Raw genomic sequence first — 15,715 nt, 5'->3', positions numbered from 1 at the left:
GGGTCCGGCAGGTCAGCTGCGGTCGCGCAGGACCGACTCCAGGGCCCCGATCGCGGTGGCGATCTCGTCGTCGGTCACGACGAGCGGCGGCGCGAAGCGGATCGTCGACCCGTGGGTGTCCTTGACGAGCACCCCGCGCTCGGCCATCGCCGTCGCGATCTCCTTGCCGGTGCCGAGTGCCGGGTCGATGTCGATGCCCGCCCAGAGCCCGGCGACGCGGTGCGTCACGACCCCCTTGCCGACCAGGTCGTCGAGCAGCCCACGGAGGACCGGCTCGCCGGCGAGCGCCCGCTGCTGGAACGTGCCCTCGCCCAGCATCGCGACGACCTCGGAGCCGACCGCCGCCGCGAGGGGGTTCCCACCGAACGTGGAGCCGTGCTCACCCGGGCGCAGGACGCCGAGCACGTCGCGGGAGCCGACCACCGCGGACACGGGGACGATCCCGCCGCCGAGTGCCTTGCCGAGCGTGATGAGGTCGGGACGGACGTCGACACGCGACACCGCGAGCGTGTGCCCGGTCCGCCCGAGCCCCGACTGGATCTCGTCGGCGACGAACAGCGCGCCGAACTCGTCGCAGATCGCCCGGACCGACGGCAGGTAGTCCGCGGGCGGGATCACCACGCCGCCCTCACCCTGGATCGGCTCGACGAGCACGGCGACGACGGTGTCGTCCATCGCGTCGCGCAGCGCCGACGCGTCGCCGTACGGCACCGTGCGGAACCCCGGCGTGTACGGCCCGAAGTCGTCGTGCGCGACGGGGTCGTCCGAGAACGAGATGATCGTCGTCGTCCGGCCGTGGAAGTTCCCCGACGCGACGATGATCGTGGCCTTGCCCTGCGGCACGCCCTTCACCCGGTAGCCCCAGGCCCGCGACACCTTGATCGCTGACTCGACGGCCTCGGCCCCGGTGTTCATCGGGAGCACCATGTCGGTGCCCGTCAGCTCGGCGAGCCCAGCGGCGAACGGCCCGAGCTGGTCGTTCACGAACGCGCGGCTGGTCAGCGTGACGCGGTCGAGCTGCGCGCGGGCGGCATCGAGCAGCCTGGCGTTGCCGTGCCCGAAGTTCACGGCGGAGTACGCCGCGAGACCGTCCAGGTACCGCTTGCCGTCGACGTCCGTCACCCACGCGCCGTCGCCAGACGCGATGACGACGGGCAGCGGGCTGTAGTTGTGCGCGAGCGCACGGTCCTCGACGGCGAGCGCCGCGGTCGTCTTCGTGCCGAGCGCGGTGCTGGTCCCGGTCATCAGACGGACCGGGCCACGGACGTGCCGGTGCCGACGGGGTGCAGGTCGAGCGTGCAGCACTTCACGCCACCGCCGCCGAGCAGCAGCTCGGACAGGTCGACGCCGATGGGGTTGTAGCCCTTCTCGCGCAGCTGCGAGGCGAAGGTCGTCGCACGCGAGGCGATCACGACGTTGTACCCGTCGGAGTACGAGTTCAGTCCGAGGATCGCGGCGTCCTCCTCGGTCGCGACGATCGCGTCCGGGAAGCGCTCGCGGAGGATCGTGAGCGACGGCTCGTCGAACGCGCTCTCGAGGTACGCGATGTTCGACTTGCCCTCGGCGTCGGGCTCGGGGTCGAGCACGGCGATGGCGGTGTCGAGGTGGTAGAAGCTCGGGTTGATGAGCTTGAGCGTGATGACGTCGCGGCCGTAGACCTTCGCGATCTCGTCGTGCGAGGTGCTGTCGGACCGGAATCCGGTGCCGGCGAGGATGACGTCACCGACGAGCAGGAAGTCGCCCTCGCCCTCGTTCGTCTCGACGGGCTCGGCGACCCGGAGGCCCGCCTGGCGGAACCAGTCCATGTACGCGGGCCCCTCGGGCTGGCGCTCCGGGTACTGGAACTTCGCGCCGTACGCGACACCGTCGAGCACGAAGCCGCCGTTCGCCGCGTAGACCATGTCGGGCAGGCCGTCGATCGGGTCGATGAGGTGGATCTCGAAGCCGAGGCCCTGGTACACGTCGTACAGGTCCTGCCACTGCGCGACGGCCTTCGAGGTGTCGGTCGGGTCCTCGGGGTGCATCCACGGGTTGATCCGGTAGCTCACCGTGTAGAAGTCCGGCTTGCACATCAGGATCGTGCGCTTGGTGGCGGTCCGGAACGGTGCCGTGCTGGTGGCGGGTGCGGGGTTCGACGGTGCTTGAGTCGACACTGGAGTCCTCCTGGGACTTCGGGCCCGAGCCTGCCAGGAACCACCTGGGGAGATCTCGGTGAGATGCAGGCTCACTCACCGTGTGTTCCGCGGGCGGACCAGGTCGACGCCGAGGCCCAGTCTAGGGAAGCCGAGGCGGAGAACGCAGCAGGTCGGCGCGCACGTTTCGTGCGTTGAGCCCGGCGTCCTCGCAAGAACTCCGCGTACGATGGTGTCCGATGGATTCGCTCGACCACCGCATCCTGGATCAACTCCGGGACAACGCACGCGCCGGCTACGGCGACATCGGATCGGTCGTCGGGCTCTCCGCATCGGCCGTGAAGCGTCGCGTCGACCGGCTCGTCGCCGATGGCGTCATCCGTGGGTTCACGATCAAGGTCGACCCCGCGGTCGAGGACCGTGGCACCGAGGCCTGGGTCGAGCTCTACTGCCGCGGCACGGTCTCCCCCGACGAGCTCCGCTCGCTGCTCGACTCCGTTCCCGAGGTCGTCGACGCCGGTACGGTCACGGGCAGTGCCGACGCGGTGGTGCACATGCGTTCGAAGGACCTCCCGGCGCTGGAAGAGGCGCTCGACCGGGTCCGGCTCGCTCCGCAGGTGGACCACACACGCAGCGCGATCGTGCTGTCCCGGCTCGTCTCGCGCGAATCCGCCTGAACCGCCGTCATCGGGCCGGGGACCACCACGGTGCAGGACGCACCCAGGTCGCCGTCCGCCAGAGCCACTCGACCGGCCCGTAGGCGAAATGCCGGAGCCAGGATCGGCTGCACACCGACTGGACCACGATGAGCACGAAGCCGATCGCCACGACCGGCCACACGGCAGTCATCATGGAGAAGTCCACGACTGCACTGATGGCGGCGAGCACCACGGCGGCGACGTAGTTCGTGAGCGCCATCCGCCCGAGCGGCTCGAAGAACGCCGCGAGTCCTCGTCGGAGTGGAGTCCGCCAGAGGAGCGCGAGCCCGGTCGTGTACGCCACCGCCACCACGCCACCGGCGATCCCACCGATGACGGAGAACCGCGGGTCCCCGGAGTGCTCGGCGACCTGCGCCCACGCCAACGGGACACCGACAGCGGTCGCGACGACGAACACCACGAGGACCCAGCGCCCCGAGCCGCCCAGCGCCTTCGGGATGCCGTAGGCGGCGAGTCCGGCGCCGAGCAGCATGAGCCCCGGTGTCGCCGCGAGACCGCCTCCGGTCAGCGCGTACCCGGCGACCGTGAGCACCACACCGACCGCCAGGGTGAGCCAGCGGGGTGCGAACAGGACGATCGGCAGCACGACCAGTCCGGCGACGCCGTACTCGGTCAGGACGTTGCCCGGGTAGACCAGCATGAGCACGGCACCGATGAGCACCAGACCCACCAGTCGGCGGACCATCACGAGCCAGGGCCGTGCGGCGCGTTCCCGAGCGCCCTGCAGGACGAAGAACAGACTCACTCCGAACAGCGTGTTGAAGATCGGGACGAACCGCGTCTGCGTCGTGAGGTACAGCAGGTCGCGGACCGGGTCGGCCGGCATCGCGGTGTTGTGGAGTTCGACCCAGCCGCTCCCGACGCGCGAGATGTCGATCGCGTTGACGAAGAGGATGCCGAAGAGCGCGAACCCCCGGAGCACGTCGATGAACCGGTAGCGTTCCGAGGTCGAGGTCGAGGTCGAGGTCGAGGTCATGGTCCCATGATCCGGGATGCTGATATTCCACGCATCACCCATGCGGATGATTCCGCGGGCCGAAGCGCGTAGCTTCGCGTCCATGGGACGCAGGACGACGGACGGGAGGCTCGCCATGCCTCCCGTCGGATCAGTGGCCGCCCGCCGGATGGTCACCGCTGCGGCCGCCGCCTACGTCGCCAACTGCCTCTGGGGCACCGCCGTGGCGGTGCGCGTCATCCGGACGAAGAAGCTCCGCGTCGTGCACCACGGCCTGTTCGTCGTGACCGCGACCCTCACGGGCGTCGCGGCGACCACGCCGCTCTGGACGCGCTCCCGGTCGGCGCTGTTCCTGCTGCCCGCGCTCGTGCCGCTCGCGATGGCGCCGCGCACCAACCCCCGCACCGGAGCACACTGGAGAGTCGCGGTCGCCGCCGCACCGTCCTACCTCGGGGCGATGCTGTCCCGGCGATGACCGCTGGGAGGACAGCAGTGGAGCTCTTCGAGGCCATCCGGCGCCGGCGCACGACGAACGGGGCGTTCCTGCCCGACCCGGTCTCCGAGGAGCACCAGCGGCTCCTCGTCGAGCTCGCCGGCCGGGCACCGTCGCAGCTGAACAGCCAGCCGTGGCGGTTCGTGCTCGTCGAGGAACGACCGACGATCGAACGCGTCGCCGAGATCAGCGGGCGCTCGATGACCCGCACGATGGCCGAGGGGACGTTCTTCCAGCGCTACAAGCCCTACTTCCGCTTCAGCCAGGCCGAGATGGACGAACGGCGCGACGGGATGCTGTTCGACAAGCTCCCCGGTCCGCTCAAGCCCTTCACGAAGCAGGTGTTCACGAAGCGCGGGCAGCTCCTCATGAACACGCTCCGAGTGCCGCAGACGCTCGGCGAGGAGAACCGGAAGCTCGTCGCCGGGTCGCCGCTGCTGCTCGGGGTGATGCTCGACCGGCACGAATACCGGAAGGAGGAGCTCTCGGGCTTCTACTCGGTGTTCAGCATGGGCGCGGCGATGGAGAACATCTGGCTGTCGACGACCGAGCTCGGCCTCGGCATCCAGTTCGTGTCGTTCCCGATGGAGACCCCCGGCGCATGGGAGGAGATCGAGGGGCTGCTGCGGGTGCCCCCGGAGCTCGAGCTGATGGCCGTGTACCGGATCGGGTACCTGCCGCCGGAGCGTCGGCGTCCGGCGATCGACTGGACCTCGAGCGAGCGGAAGCGGCCATCCCAGTACGTGTTCCGCGGGACCTGCGACACCCCGCAGCAGGGGTGGGACGACGCGCCGGTGGCGACCCACATCGACGACGCGAGCGTCTCGTGACCGCCGGCCGGTCTGCCGGGTTCGAGCCGAGCCTCCAGGCCGTCGCCCCTGCGCTGCCGGGGCGGCCGTGGATCGAGCAGGCGTGGCGCGACGTCGTCTTCGTGCACTGGCGCGTGGACGTCTCTGCGGTGGCGCCGCTGTTGCCGGCGGGGACGCGTCCGGACACGATGGCCGCGGACGGCACCGACGACGGGACGACCACGTGGGTGGGGCTCATCGGGTTCCGGTTCGAGGACACCCGGTTCCCGCCGATCGCCGTGCCGGACGGACTCGGGACGTTCGTCGAGGTGAACGTGCGCGTCTACACGGTGGACGAGCACGGGCAGCACGGGGTCGTGTTCCTCTCGCTCGATGCCGGTCGCCTCGCTCCGACCATCGGCGCGCGGACGCTCACCGGGTTGCCGTACCACTGGGCGCGTGCCGAGTGCCGGGTCGGCTCCGGTCGGGTCGGGTACGCGATGCGGCGACACGGGACGCAGCTGCGTTCGGTAGTCGACGTGTCGATCGGCGACGCGATCGACGAACCATCGGCGCTCGACACGTTCCTGACGGCACGGTGGGGCATGCACGTCCGTCGAGCCGGGGTCACCCGGTTCTGGCCGAACGAGCACGAGTCGTGGCCGCTGCACCGGGCGTCGGTGCGGGTGCTGCGGGACGACCTGCTGGGGGCCGCGGGGCTGCCGTTCTCGCTGGCGGAGCTCCCGCCGGACTCGGTGCTGTACTCGCCGGGGGTGACGACGCGGTTCGGCGTCGGTCGCTGAGGCTCGCTTCGTCGGACGCCGGAGCGCCGGGGCGCCGGGGCTGCCGACTCGGTACGACAGACTCGATGTCGTACGACAGCGGCATCGTCGCTCCCCCGCGTGTGCAACGGTTGCAGGCGCGGGACGACGTCAGAGTCGATGTCGTACGACAGCGGTGTTGTCGTCGCTCTGACGATGAGCAGCGGTGAGCAAGGACGCTCCGGCCCGAGCACAGGGGGACGCTCGAAGGGCCGGAGCATCGATGCTCTCGGCGAACCTGCGGTGGTCAGGGGTTCCACCGACCGGGTGTGGTTCGCTGACGACGACAGTAGCGGGTCCGCACTTAGGGGGACAGACAGTTCGGTCCCCCAGTTCGGGTGTCCACTTGCGAATGGCTCACGGGACCCCCGCGTAGCGTCCCGCACATGAGCGACAACGAACAGACCGAGCCCGTCATGGACGGCGCCACCGAGGCCACGAACCACGAGAAGCTCTCCGGACTCATCGAGCAGGTCGACCAGGACCACGGCCACGAGGGCGCCGCCGCGATGGCCGACCACCTCCGCGACCGGATGGACGAGACCGGCGTCGTGGACGAGGACCGGGGCGACGAAGAGGACTGACCGCTAGCCGAGTCCCAGGCAGTACGCCAGCACGGCCTGCTGCACGGGCAACAGGGAACGCTTGAACCCGTACCCGACGAAGGCGTCACCCGCGAGTGCCCCGGCGGTCGCCTCCCGCCCCCGGACGAACGGCGGACACGGGGCGAACCGCACGCCCGACGGCGCGGTCGCCAGGAGTTCCGTGGTGATCCGGAAGCGCTCGAGCGCTGCAGCGTGTCGACCCGGCCCGTCGGTCAGGACGACGTCGGCCGAGCGCATGGCGGTGGCGAGGTCGTCCGTCCACACGGCTCCGGGCGTCGCGAGTCCGTCCGGGCAGCAGTGGACGAGGTCGAGGTCGAACAGTGCGGCGGCCTCGTGCCACGCCCGCGCGATGTTGCCGTCCGCGCCGACGAACAGGAACCGCAGTGCTCGGACGTCACCGTGCTGCGACAGGGCGTAGACGTCCGACAGCACCTCGCACGGGTGGTTTCCGTCGGTCATCGCGTTCACGACCGGGAGTGCGTCCGGACCTGCCAGGTCCTCGAGCACCGCGATCGACGGGTGCCGGGCGACGACGACGTCGGCCCACTGCGCCAGGTACCCCGCGACGTCGCCGAGCGCCTCGGGCTTGTCGAGCGTCTCCGGCGGGAAGACGATCGGCTGGAGGCCCATCTGCCGCGCACCCCGTTCGAACGACACCCGCGTGCGCAGGCTCGACGGCGGGAAGAACATCACCGCCGCACCGTCCGTCACCGGCCCCGTACCGCCGCGGTAGGCGTCGGCGAGGGCGAACACGGCCGCCGCGTCGGCGGCCGTCCAGTCGTCGAGTCGGATCAGGTGCCGCATCGCTCCACGATAGGGCCGACCACCGCCCTGGACGGGAGGCACGACTCACGTGACGCGCGCGCGGAACGTGCGCAGGGCCTCCAGTTCGGATGCGTCCAGACCGGACCGCGCGACGAACGCGTCCACGTCGAAGCCGTCGACGACGGCGCGGAACGCGTCGGCGACCGTGGTGCCGTGCTCGGCGCAGAGCGCCTCGATCTGGTCCTCGTGTACCGGCACACCGATCGCGGCGAACAGCGCGGGTGCGGTCTCGACCGTGATGAGGTAGTCGTCCACGATGTCGTCGGCCGCGACCCCGGCGATCGACAGCAGCACGAGCGACACGATCCCGGTCCGGTCTCGACCTCCGGCGCAGTGGAACAGCACACCCCCGGGTTCGGCGCGGACCATCGCACGGAGCACCTCGACGGTCCGATCGGGCTTCCGGTCGAGGTGTGGGCCGTAGTAGAGCGGCGTGCCGACCAGCCCGTTGTCCCAGAAGTCCGCCCAGAAGTCCTGGTCGTCGAGGTCGTCGTGGTCGATGACGACCGTCGTCAGCCAGTCCGGCCGTGAACCGGTGTCCTTCTCGCGCTCGGACGGTGCCCGGAGGTCGACGACGGTCCGGATGCCGGCGTCTTGGATCGCTGCCCACCCGTCCGTCGTCACCCGGTCGACCGACTCGGACCGGAAGAACCGACCGGCCGGCGTGGTCCCGCCGTCCCGCGTCGGCAGGCCCCCGAGGTCGCGGGCGTTGCGCAGCCCCTCGGCGGCGAGCGTGCGTCCTGTCGGTGCCATCCCGACACCGTAATCCGGCATGCTGGAGCGATGGCGACGTGGCAGGCGGAAACCTTCGAGCGGTTGCGGACCGCGCTGCCGGACGGCAGCCTGCGGGCGTACGGTTCGCTCGTCGACGGGGACCTGGACGCGTGGAGCGATCTCGACGTGGAGGTCACGACGTCCGAGCGCCTCGACGTCGAGCGGCTGCTCGACTCCCGGCTGTGGGCGTGGCAGGAGTCGCACACGGCGGACGGGCAGGTCCTCCGACTGGTCGCCCGCGACGGTCGCCGGGTCGATCTCACGGCCACGGGTCCGATGCTCATCGTGCCGGAGCCACCCGTCGACAACGAGGTCCGGTTCGACGCGGCCCTCGCCGCGACGCGGCTCGGGCGCGGCAACCTGCTCATCGGCCTGCACCTGGTCCTGGGGATCGGACGGGAGGCACTGGTCGAGTCGATGCGCGCCGCCGACCTGGCAGCGGGGACCGTCCACCACCGGGTCGCCACCCCTTTCGACGCGCGGGCGGCCGAGGTGGCGGCGCTCACGTCGGATGGGCTGGAGCCGGCGACGGCGCTCCGCGCCTACGAGCTGTACGGCGCACGACGTTCGGAGCGTGAGCCCGGGTACGCGCCGGACCCCGCCGGACTGGTGGGGTTGCTCGAGCTCGCGCGCCGCGGCTGACCGTCAGACGCGGAGCTCGGCGAACTCCCGGTCGACGTCGCCGAAGCGGTGCGTGGTGATCGACACCGATTGCTCCCGGAGGTAGGGCAGCATTTCGATGAGCCCCGACTCGACGACGGGAGCGTGGTGGATCGCGACGTCGATGCTCGCGCCGAGCGCTTCCTCGAGCGCGAGGGCGTCGCCGCCGAGCAGTCGGATGCGCGCGCCCGGCCCGCCGAAGGCCGTGTGCTTCGGGCGTTCGCGACCCTGTGACAGGACGACGTCGAGGGCGTCCTCCGGCTCGTCGGACGGGCTCGACCAGCTGTCGCGGAACACGTCGCCCGATGCCGCGCGGCGGTGGAACTCCTCGTCCGACTCGACCAGGTGGTCGACGACGTCGAGCGGGGAGCGGCTCGACGCGAACAGCTGGGTGAGGGGGCCGGGCAACGGTCGCGCGGTGCTCAGGAGGATGTGTGCGCGCGCGGCGGTTGCGGCGACGAGCGCACGGACGAGGTCCCCGCTCGACGCGTCCTCGGACTGGCGCACGATGATCGACTGCGGGCGGTAGCGCAGGACGTTCCGCTCCACGACGAGCGCCGAGGGGTCGTGCGAGACGCCGTACTGCTCCGTGCGGGCCTGCACGTCGCTGACGGCGCCTGCTCGGACCTGGTCGAACTCCTCGAAGGTCAACCCGCTGCGTGCTGCCTCGATCACGGCGGTGACCCGCGGCGGGAGACCGTGCAGCTGGATGCTCTTGTGGACCTTGCGCGGTGTCGGCTCCCAGCGGCCGAGGGTCGCGACGTACATCGGACCACCCGCCTTGGTGCCCGTGCCGACGGAGGACTGCTTCCACCCGCCGAAGGGTTGGCGTCGGACGATCGCCCCGGTGATGCCGCGGTTCACGTACAGGTTGCCCGCCTGGACGCGGTGCATCCAGTCGGCGACCTCGTCGACGTCGAGGGAGTGGATCCCCGCGGTGAGGCCGAAGTCGGTGCCGTTCTGGATCGCGATCGCGTCGTCGAGGGTCTCGGCGTGCATGATCCCGAGCACCGGCCCGAAGTACTCGGTCTGGTGGAAGTCGCTCCCGGGGCGGACGCCGTCGCGGATGCCGGGCGACCAGAGCCGGCCGGAGTCGTCGAGCGGGACCGGCTGCACGAGCCAGGACTCCCCCGGGCCGAGCTCCGTCAGGCCCGCGCGGAGCTTGCCCTTCGGCTCGGCGATGAGCGGACCCATCTGCGCCGTGGGGTCGTCGGGCCAGGCGACCCGCAGCGTCCGGGTGGCGTCCACGAGCTGCCGACGGAACCGCTCGCTCTCGGCGACGGAGCCCACGAGGATGACGAGCGACGCCGCTGAGCACTTCTGGCCGGCGTGCCCGAACGCCGAACGGACGACGTCCTGCACGGCGAGGTCGAGGTCGGCGGACGGCGTCACGACGATGGCGTTCTTGCCGCTGGTCTCGGCGGTGAGGGGCAGCCCGGCACGCCACCACGTGAAGGACCTGGCGGTCTCGGCGGCTCCGGTGAGGATGATGCGGTCGACGGCCGGGTGCGCGATGAGCTGCCGGCCGAGGATGTCCTCGTCGAGGTCGACGAGCTGGAGGAGCGAGTGCGGGACCCCGGCGTCCCAGAGCACGTCGGCGAGGACGGCACCGCAGCGCTTCGCTTCCGGGGCGGGCTTCAGCACGACCCCGCTGCCCGCGGCGAGCGCGGCGAGCACCCCACCGGCGGCGATCGCGACGGGGAAGTTCCACGGCGGCACGACGACGGTCAGGCGCGGGGGCACGTACCGCGCACCGGTGACGGACGCGAGCCCCCGAGCCTGGTCGGCGTAGTAGTGGGCGGAGTCGATCGCCTCACTGACCTCGGCATCGGCCTCGGTGATGGTCTTGCCGGTCTCGGCCGCCATCACCTCGACGAGGTCGCCACGCCGGACCTCGAGCTCGTGCGCGATCAGGTCGAGCAGCTCGGCGCGGTCGCCCGGGTCCTGACGGCCCCAGTTCACGCCGGCCTGGGCGGTGCTGCCGACGATCCGTTCGAGCTTGGTGCGGTCGAGGACCCGTGCGCCACGGATGGTCTGGGTGCCGAGCTGCGACCGGGGTACCCGGCGGAGCACGTCCGCCGCCCACGACCGGTTGGCGGGGATCGCCGGGTCGGTGTCCGGGACGTTGTCGAAGCGGTCGCGCGGACCGGGTTCGGCCGGGCGGCGGCGTCGGTCCTGCGTGCGGTTCGTCGCCGGGACCGGGTCGTCGAGCGCTGCGACGGACGCGGTCCAGCGGGCGAGTTCCCGGTCGAACACGGCCTGGTCGTGGTCGATGTCGAACGCCCCCGACATGAAGTTCTCGGAGCTGGCGTTCTCCTGCAGCCGCCGGGCCAGGTACGCGATCGCGGAGTCGAACTCGTCCGGCTGCACGACGGGTGTGTAGAGGAGGATCTGCCCGACATCGGCGCGGACGGCGTCGGCGTGCGTCGCCGCCATGCCGAGGAGCATCTCCACGTCCACGGCGTCGGTCACCCCGCGGCGCTGGGCGAGCACCCACGCGGTCGCGAGGTCGAAGAGGTTGTGCCCGGCGACGCCGATGCGGACGGCGTCGGTGCGCTCGGGCGTCAGTGCGGTGTCGAGCATGCGCAGGTACGCGGTGTCGGTCTCGCGCTTGCTGCCCCACGTGGCGAGCGGCCAGTCGTGCACGATCGACTCGACGCGCTCCATGGCGAGGTTGGCGCCCTTGACCAGCCGGACCTTCACGGGGGCACCACCGCGTGCCCGGCGGGCGATCGCCCACGACGTCAGCGACTCGAGCGCTCCCGCGGCGTCCGGCAGGTACGCCTGCAGCACGATGCCGGCGTGCAGGCCGAGGAACTCCTCGCGCCCCAGCAGCTCTTGGAAGACCGCGAGCGTGACGTCGAGGTCGCGGTACTCCTCCATGTCGAGGTTGATGAACTTCGGCGTGGGGCTCGACGCCGCCAGCCGGTAGAGCGGCACGAGGCGGTCGACGACGCGGTCGACGGTCTCGTCGAAGGCCCACATGGACATCTGCGGGACCACGGCACTGACCTTGATCGAGACGTAGTCGACGTCGTCCCGCGCGAGGATGTCCATCGTGCCCTGGAGCCGACGGTCGCTCTCGGCGCTGCCGAGGACGGCTTCGCCGAGCAGGTTCACGTTGAGCCGCGTGCCGTCGCCGCCGATCTTGGCGAGCGCCGGACCGAGCTTCGCCGGGGTCGCGTCGACGACGAGGTGGCCGGTCATCCGGCGCAGGATCTTCCGTGCGGTGGGGATGACGGCCCACGGTGCCATCGTCGCGAAGCCGCCGCCGAAGGTGACCGCGCCACGGAGGTACCAGGCGAGGAAGTCGGGGACGTCCTGGCTGACCTTCTCGAGGTTCCGGGCGGCGACACGGGGGTCTTCCGGTCGGATCACCTTGTCGACGAAGCCGAACGTGAAGTCGAGGCCCTGTTCGTCGCGGAGCACACCCGCCAGCCGGGCGGCACCGGGATCGGGCTTGACCCCCGCGGACGCGGCGAGCCACCGTCGCACGAGCGCGACGGCGTCGTCGGTGCAGTCCTGGAGTCGAGCGCTCGGCATGCACCGATCGTATGCCGCAGCACCGACCTCACCTCGGAGCGCGCCGAGTGCTGGCCAACAGTCAGCGATGTGTCAGCGGGATACGCTTGCTCGCATGTCGAAGCAGGGCGATGGCGGCCACGACTGGGCCACCTGGGACGCGTACCACGACGTGTGGAGACGCCTCGACCGCGCCCTCGACCACGCGGTCCAACACGGCGCGGGCATCTCGATCCCGGAGTTCGAGATCCTGATCGGGCTGCACCGGCAACCGGACCACCGACTGCGCGTGCGGGACGTCGCGGCCGGCATCGGCTGGGAGAAGTCGCGCGTCAGCCACCAGGTCACGCGCATGGTGTCCCGCGGCCTGGTGGAGCGTGCGGACTGCCCGACGGACGGCCGCGGCAGCTGGGTCGTGATGACGCCGGACGGCCGCCGCGCGGTGCTCGCCGGGATCCGCGCGCACACCGCCGCGCTCGAGCAGCTGTTCTGGAAGCCCGTGGGCAACGACGCGGGCACGCTGCGGTCGGTCAGCGCCCGGGTCCAGGCCGCGCTCGGCCCGGTCGATCCCGTGCACGACTGACCCGTCCGTCACTCAGATCCGGACCGTCGCGAGGGTCCTCGTGTCGCCGTGCAACCGGACCTCGACCGACTCGATGGAGCCGAGCGGCACGTCCGTCGCCGCCGCGAGACCGGCAGCCGAGCGCCCGGACGCCGTCCACGAGGCGACGGTCTCGTCGGTGCCGTCCTTCCGCACCACGACGAGGTCGTACATGACGCTGCTGCCGTTCCCCCAGTCGCGCCCGCCGTACGTGCACCCCCAGTCGAACCGGGTCCCCCAGGCCTTCCGGGTCACGTCGAGGTCGATCCGCAGCCCGGCGGCCGCGACCGGCGACATCGCGTAGCGCTCTGCCCCCGCGGAGACGGACGTCGGGGCCGGACCGACCCGCGCCGCGCCGATCGCGACCCCGCCGAGCACGGCGGCCACGACGGCGAGCCCCGCGGTCACGGTGACCAGGACCCGACGGCGGCGACGACGGCTCCTGACCCGGTGTGCGACGGTGGCGAGCGGGCGTGCCGGAGCCGGGTCGGGCCTCCCGTCGGGGTCCGCGATCGCGACGGCGTCCTCGGCCGGCAACCGACCGAGCAGGCCCGGCATGCCGGCCAGTTCCGCGACGGCGGCGCGGCACGCGGCGCACGTCTCCAGGTGCCGCTCGTACTCGAGCCGTTCGTCGCTCGGCAGCGAGCCGAGCACGTACGCGGCGTCCCAGTCCCGGTAGCGGTCCTCGGTCATCGGGTCACCCCTCGTTCCTGCAGTGCGAGTCGGAGTGCGCGGAGGCCGTAGTGCAGGCGGGACTTCGCGGTGCCCTCAGGGATGCCGTGGCGTCGGGCGATCTCGGGGACGGTGTGGCCGAGCCAGTACGCGTCGACGACGACGCGGCGGTGCTCCGGCGAGAGTGCGGCGAGCGCGTCGGCGACGACGATGCCGTCGAGCACGGCGTCCGTCCGGTCGGGCTGCACGTCGTCGACGGGTTCGTCGCTGCCGAACTCGCGGCGGTGTCGAGCGGAGCGGGCGTCGTCGACGACCAGGTTCCGCGCCACGGTGAAGAGCCAGGCCCGAGCAGCATCGGGCTCGCGCTCGAGCACCGCTGGTCGCTGCCACGCCCGGACCAGGGTCTCCTGCACGACGTCGTCGGCGAGCGCCCGGTCCGCGGTGAGGTGCCGCACGTACCGCAGCAGCGCATCCCCGTGCTCGGCGTGCAGCGCCACGAGCAGCTCGTCCGCCGGACGCTCCCCCACGGTCACCGCGTCAGCTCGAGGGAGAACTCGACCGCGCCGGAGCCGTCGACCTTCACGAACCCGAGGTCCGGCGCCTGGACGCCGTAGTCGGCGAACGTGACCGGGATCGACCCGGCGACCTGGACGTGCCCGTCGCCGTCGACGCCGAGCTGCGCGTCCGCCTCCACCGTCTTCGTCACGCCGTGCATCGTCAGGTCGCCGCGAAGCGTCACGTCCTGGTCGGTGCCGACGAGCGCCACCCGCACGTCGACGGGGTCGGTGACGCGGAAGGTCGCGGTCGGGAAGCGGTCGGTCTGCAGGGCCTGGGAGCGGAAGTACTCGTCGCGGGCGGACTCCGGTGTGGCGATCGAGGCGACCTGCACGGTGACCGTCGCGCGCTCGAGCGAGCCGTCGTCCACGGTGGCGGTGGCGTCGACGTCCTTCGTGCGTCCGGTCACGGTCACATCCTGGCCCCGGAGGACCTCGTGCACCCGGTACCCGGCGAAGGAGTCGTTCCCCGCCCGCCACGTGCCGTCGGCATCGGCCGGGTCGAGCGTCGCCCCGCCGGTCGGGGCGAGCGTCGGGGCCGCGTCGGCAGCGCCGTTCACGAGGTTCGCGTAGACGATCGGTCCGCCGATCACACCGGCCGTGCCGATGACGACCACGCCGGCGGCGATCCCGAGCAGCACCTTGGTCCGAGTCCTCATGCCCGGGAAACGACGCAGGGGGCGAGATCGTTCAATGCGGATCGGGATCGAACGATCCGGTCCGACGACCCGTGTCACCGGTGAGCGGGTCCGCTCATGCCGGGAGGCCCGGCTCGGCCCCGCAGGACAGGGGTCACCCATGCGCACCACACGTTCCACCCGTTCCGTGCTGATGGTCGCGGGCGTCGCGGTCGCGGTCGCGACGCTCGCGGGCTGTTCAGCCGGGTCGTCGGCGTCGTCGGGCGGTTCGTCCGCTCCGACCACGTCGGCGTCCTCGTCGTCGTCTGCGTCGTCGTCGGGTGCGCCGTCGTCCGGCGGCGCGTACGGCACCGCCGACAAGGGCGGCGACAGCGGCGGCGGGCACGGCGCCGACGACGGCATCGCGACGGCATCCACCTCGCTCGGCACCATCGTGGTCGACGGCACGGGCATGACCGCGTACTTGTACGACGAGGACGTGAAGGGTTCCGGCAAGAGTGCCTGCTCAGGAGGGTGCGCCGCCGCCTGGCCGGCGATCGAGTCCGACACGGCGAAGCCCGCCGTGTCCGGGGTGACGGGCGAGGTCGGCACGATCACCGGCGTCGACGGGAAGCTCCAGGTCACGGTCGACGGTCGCCCGATCTACACCTACGCGGCCGATGCGAAGCCGGGCGACGTCACCGGGCAGGGCGTCGGCGGGGTCTGGTACGTCGTGAACCCCGACGGCACCGAGCAGAAGTAGCCCCGGGCGGATCAGCGGTGGTGGTAGAAGTTCGCCTGGTCCTGACCGCGCTGGGCCTCGCGCAGCGCGTCGGCGAGCTCCTGGTCACTCTGCTCGAAGGCCCGCGAGCGAGCACCGAAGTCGGTGAACTTCGCCATCCACACCCAGAACACGACGAGGCCGACGAACACGACCGCGGCTCCGATCCACCACCCCATGCTCGGACCCTATCCCG

The 15,715-nt window shown here is 71.6% G+C and carries 18 protein-coding genes; 8 read left to right on the top strand and 10 right to left on the bottom strand.

All coding sequences use genetic code 11. The annotated features are described in order from the left end of the window. Window positions 1-12: 12 nt before the first annotated feature. Together rocD and ddaH are read right to left on the bottom strand one after the other, a co-directional pair. On the bottom strand, window positions 13-1,245 hold the full coding sequence (gene rocD / locus ACO0E1_RS12540; RefSeq protein WP_422874492.1) for an ornithine--oxo-acid transaminase: 1,233 nt from the start codon (window positions 1,243-1,245) through the stop codon (window positions 13-15). Beyond that, entirely contained in the window at window positions 1,245-2,153 is a 909-nt protein-coding gene (gene ddaH / locus ACO0E1_RS12535) for a dimethylargininase (protein ID WP_422874491.1), read from the bottom strand. The genes rocD and ddaH overlap by 1 nt, the downstream gene beginning before the upstream one ends. 218 nt (window positions 2,154-2,371) lie before the next feature. On the opposite strand from ddaH, the gene ACO0E1_RS12530 reads away from it, so the two are divergent. Beyond that, a complete protein-coding gene (locus ACO0E1_RS12530) occupies window positions 2,372-2,809 on the top strand; it encodes an Lrp/AsnC family transcriptional regulator (RefSeq protein WP_422874490.1) in 438 nt (145 codons plus the stop codon). A gap of 7 nt (window positions 2,810-2,816) precedes the next feature. Here the strand turns inward: ACO0E1_RS12530 and ACO0E1_RS12525 are convergent, their stop codons facing one another. Next, window positions 2,817-3,827 (bottom strand): DUF418 domain-containing protein, encoded by a 1,011-nt coding sequence (locus tag ACO0E1_RS12525; protein WP_422874489.1) that lies wholly within the window; start codon window positions 3,825-3,827, stop codon window positions 2,817-2,819. An 82-nt stretch (window positions 3,828-3,909) separates the two neighbouring features. Here ACO0E1_RS12525 and ACO0E1_RS12520 point away from each other — a divergent pair, with 82 nt between their 5' ends. The 4 genes from ACO0E1_RS12520 (at window position 3,910) to ACO0E1_RS12505 (ending at window position 6,492) form a co-directional block, all read left to right on the top strand. Next, window positions 3,910-4,281, top strand: coding sequence for a hypothetical protein (locus ACO0E1_RS12520; protein WP_422874488.1), 372 nt, complete (start codon window positions 3,910-3,912; stop codon window positions 4,279-4,281). After that, window positions 4,278-5,129 (top strand): nitroreductase family protein, encoded by an 852-nt coding sequence (locus ACO0E1_RS12515; protein WP_281266441.1) that lies wholly within the window; start codon window positions 4,278-4,280, stop codon window positions 5,127-5,129. Before ACO0E1_RS12520 ends, ACO0E1_RS12515 begins: the two co-directional genes overlap by 4 nt. Continuing rightward, window positions 5,126-5,890, top strand: a complete 765-nt coding sequence (locus ACO0E1_RS12510; protein ID WP_422874487.1) for a YqjF family protein — start codon at window positions 5,126-5,128, stop codon at window positions 5,888-5,890. The genes ACO0E1_RS12515 and ACO0E1_RS12510 overlap by 4 nt, the downstream gene beginning before the upstream one ends. A gap of 404 nt (window positions 5,891-6,294) precedes the next feature. Further along, window positions 6,295-6,492, top strand: coding sequence for a hypothetical protein (locus ACO0E1_RS12505; RefSeq protein ID WP_281266434.1), 198 nt, complete (start codon window positions 6,295-6,297; stop codon window positions 6,490-6,492). A 3-nt stretch (window positions 6,493-6,495) separates the two neighbouring features. Here ACO0E1_RS12505 and ACO0E1_RS12500 read toward each other — a convergent pair whose 3' ends face one another. Together ACO0E1_RS12500 and ACO0E1_RS12495 are read right to left on the bottom strand one after the other, a co-directional pair. Then, a complete protein-coding gene (locus tag ACO0E1_RS12500; RefSeq protein ID WP_422874486.1) occupies window positions 6,496-7,317 on the bottom strand; it encodes an ornithine carbamoyltransferase in 822 nt (273 codons plus the stop codon). Window positions 7,318-7,362: 45 nt separating this feature from the next. After that, window positions 7,363-8,091, bottom strand: coding sequence for a tyrosine-protein phosphatase (locus ACO0E1_RS12495; RefSeq protein ID WP_422874485.1), 729 nt, complete (start codon window positions 8,089-8,091; stop codon window positions 7,363-7,365). 30 nt (window positions 8,092-8,121) lie between these two features. Here ACO0E1_RS12495 and ACO0E1_RS12490 point away from each other — a divergent pair, with 30 nt between their 5' ends. After that, window positions 8,122-8,754 (top strand): hypothetical protein, encoded by a 633-nt coding sequence (locus ACO0E1_RS12490; RefSeq protein WP_422874484.1) that lies wholly within the window; start codon window positions 8,122-8,124, stop codon window positions 8,752-8,754. 3 nt (window positions 8,755-8,757) lie between these two features. On the opposite strand, the gene ACO0E1_RS12485 is transcribed toward ACO0E1_RS12490, so the two are convergent. Next, a complete protein-coding gene (locus ACO0E1_RS12485; protein ID WP_422874483.1) occupies window positions 8,758-12,315 on the bottom strand; it encodes a bifunctional proline dehydrogenase/L-glutamate gamma-semialdehyde dehydrogenase in 3,558 nt (1,185 codons plus the stop codon). 94 nt (window positions 12,316-12,409) lie between these two features. Between ACO0E1_RS12485 and ACO0E1_RS12480 the strand changes: the two genes are divergently transcribed. Further along, window positions 12,410-12,877 (top strand): MarR family winged helix-turn-helix transcriptional regulator, encoded by a 468-nt coding sequence (locus ACO0E1_RS12480; protein ID WP_422874482.1) that lies wholly within the window; start codon window positions 12,410-12,412, stop codon window positions 12,875-12,877. Window positions 12,878-12,889: 12 nt separating this feature from the next. Here the strand turns inward: ACO0E1_RS12480 and ACO0E1_RS12475 are convergent, their stop codons facing one another. The 3 genes from ACO0E1_RS12475 to ACO0E1_RS12465 are packed head-to-tail and all read right to left on the bottom strand — an operon-like array spanning window position 12,890 to window position 14,780. Then, on the bottom strand, window positions 12,890-13,588 hold the full coding sequence (locus ACO0E1_RS12475) for an anti-sigma factor family protein (protein ID WP_422874481.1): 699 nt from the start codon (window positions 13,586-13,588) through the stop codon (window positions 12,890-12,892). Continuing rightward, a complete protein-coding gene (locus ACO0E1_RS12470; RefSeq protein WP_422874480.1) occupies window positions 13,585-14,100 on the bottom strand; it encodes a sigma-70 family RNA polymerase sigma factor in 516 nt (171 codons plus the stop codon). Before ACO0E1_RS12470 ends, ACO0E1_RS12475 begins: the two co-directional genes overlap by 4 nt. Then, window positions 14,097-14,780, bottom strand: a complete 684-nt coding sequence (locus ACO0E1_RS12465) for a YceI family protein (protein ID WP_422874479.1) — start codon at window positions 14,778-14,780, stop codon at window positions 14,097-14,099. The genes ACO0E1_RS12470 and ACO0E1_RS12465 overlap by 4 nt, the downstream gene beginning before the upstream one ends. Window positions 14,781-14,919: 139 nt before the next feature. Between ACO0E1_RS12465 and ACO0E1_RS12460 the strand changes: the two genes are divergently transcribed. Further along, a complete protein-coding gene (locus ACO0E1_RS12460) occupies window positions 14,920-15,501 on the top strand; it encodes a COG4315 family predicted lipoprotein (protein ID WP_422874478.1) in 582 nt (193 codons plus the stop codon). Between the two features lie 11 nt (window positions 15,502-15,512). On the opposite strand, the gene ACO0E1_RS12455 is transcribed toward ACO0E1_RS12460, so the two are convergent. Beyond that, a complete protein-coding gene (locus ACO0E1_RS12455; RefSeq protein ID WP_422874477.1) occupies window positions 15,513-15,698 on the bottom strand; it encodes a hypothetical protein in 186 nt (61 codons plus the stop codon). Window positions 15,699-15,715 lie beyond the last annotated feature (17 nt).

Origin of the sequence: Curtobacterium guangdongense, from assembly GCF_049341845.1 — a bacterium.
Taxonomy (GTDB): domain Bacteria; phylum Actinomycetota; class Actinomycetes; order Actinomycetales; family Microbacteriaceae; genus Curtobacterium; species Curtobacterium guangdongense.
This window is presented reverse-complemented; position numbering and strand designations above follow the sequence as displayed.

Excerpts from the sequence above, each read along its gene's own strand:
- rocD (WP_422874492.1), bottom strand. The coding sequence starts at position 1,245 with ATGACCGGGACCAGCACCGCGCTCGGCACGAAGACGACCGCGGCGCTC.
- ACO0E1_RS12530 (WP_422874490.1), top strand. The coding sequence starts at position 2,372 with ATGGATTCGCTCGACCACCGCATCCTGGATCAACTCCGGGACAACGCA.
- ACO0E1_RS12525 (WP_422874489.1), bottom strand. The coding sequence starts at position 3,827 with ATGACCTCGACCTCGACCTCGACCTCGACCTCGGAACGCTACCGGTTC.
- ACO0E1_RS12520 (WP_422874488.1), top strand. The coding sequence starts at position 3,910 with ATGGGACGCAGGACGACGGACGGGAGGCTCGCCATGCCTCCCGTCGGA.
- ACO0E1_RS12515 (WP_281266441.1), top strand. The coding sequence starts at position 4,278 with ATGACCGCTGGGAGGACAGCAGTGGAGCTCTTCGAGGCCATCCGGCGC.
- ACO0E1_RS12505 (WP_281266434.1), top strand. The coding sequence starts at position 6,295 with ATGAGCGACAACGAACAGACCGAGCCCGTCATGGACGGCGCCACCGAG.
- ACO0E1_RS12500 (WP_422874486.1), bottom strand. The coding sequence starts at position 7,317 with ATGCGGCACCTGATCCGACTCGACGACTGGACGGCCGCCGACGCGGCG.
- ACO0E1_RS12495 (WP_422874485.1), bottom strand. The coding sequence starts at position 8,091 with ATGGCACCGACAGGACGCACGCTCGCCGCCGAGGGGCTGCGCAACGCC.
- ACO0E1_RS12490 (WP_422874484.1), top strand. The coding sequence starts at position 8,122 with ATGGCGACGTGGCAGGCGGAAACCTTCGAGCGGTTGCGGACCGCGCTG.
- ACO0E1_RS12485 (WP_422874483.1), bottom strand. The coding sequence starts at position 12,315 with ATGCCGAGCGCTCGACTCCAGGACTGCACCGACGACGCCGTCGCGCTC.
- ACO0E1_RS12480 (WP_422874482.1), top strand. The coding sequence starts at position 12,410 with ATGTCGAAGCAGGGCGATGGCGGCCACGACTGGGCCACCTGGGACGCG.
- ACO0E1_RS12475 (WP_422874481.1), bottom strand. The coding sequence starts at position 13,588 with ATGACCGAGGACCGCTACCGGGACTGGGACGCCGCGTACGTGCTCGGC.
- ACO0E1_RS12465 (WP_422874479.1), bottom strand. The coding sequence starts at position 14,780 with ATGAGGACTCGGACCAAGGTGCTGCTCGGGATCGCCGCCGGCGTGGTC.
- ACO0E1_RS12460 (WP_422874478.1), top strand. The coding sequence starts at position 14,920 with ATGCGCACCACACGTTCCACCCGTTCCGTGCTGATGGTCGCGGGCGTC.
- ACO0E1_RS12455 (WP_422874477.1), bottom strand. The coding sequence starts at position 15,698 with ATGGGGTGGTGGATCGGAGCCGCGGTCGTGTTCGTCGGCCTCGTCGTG.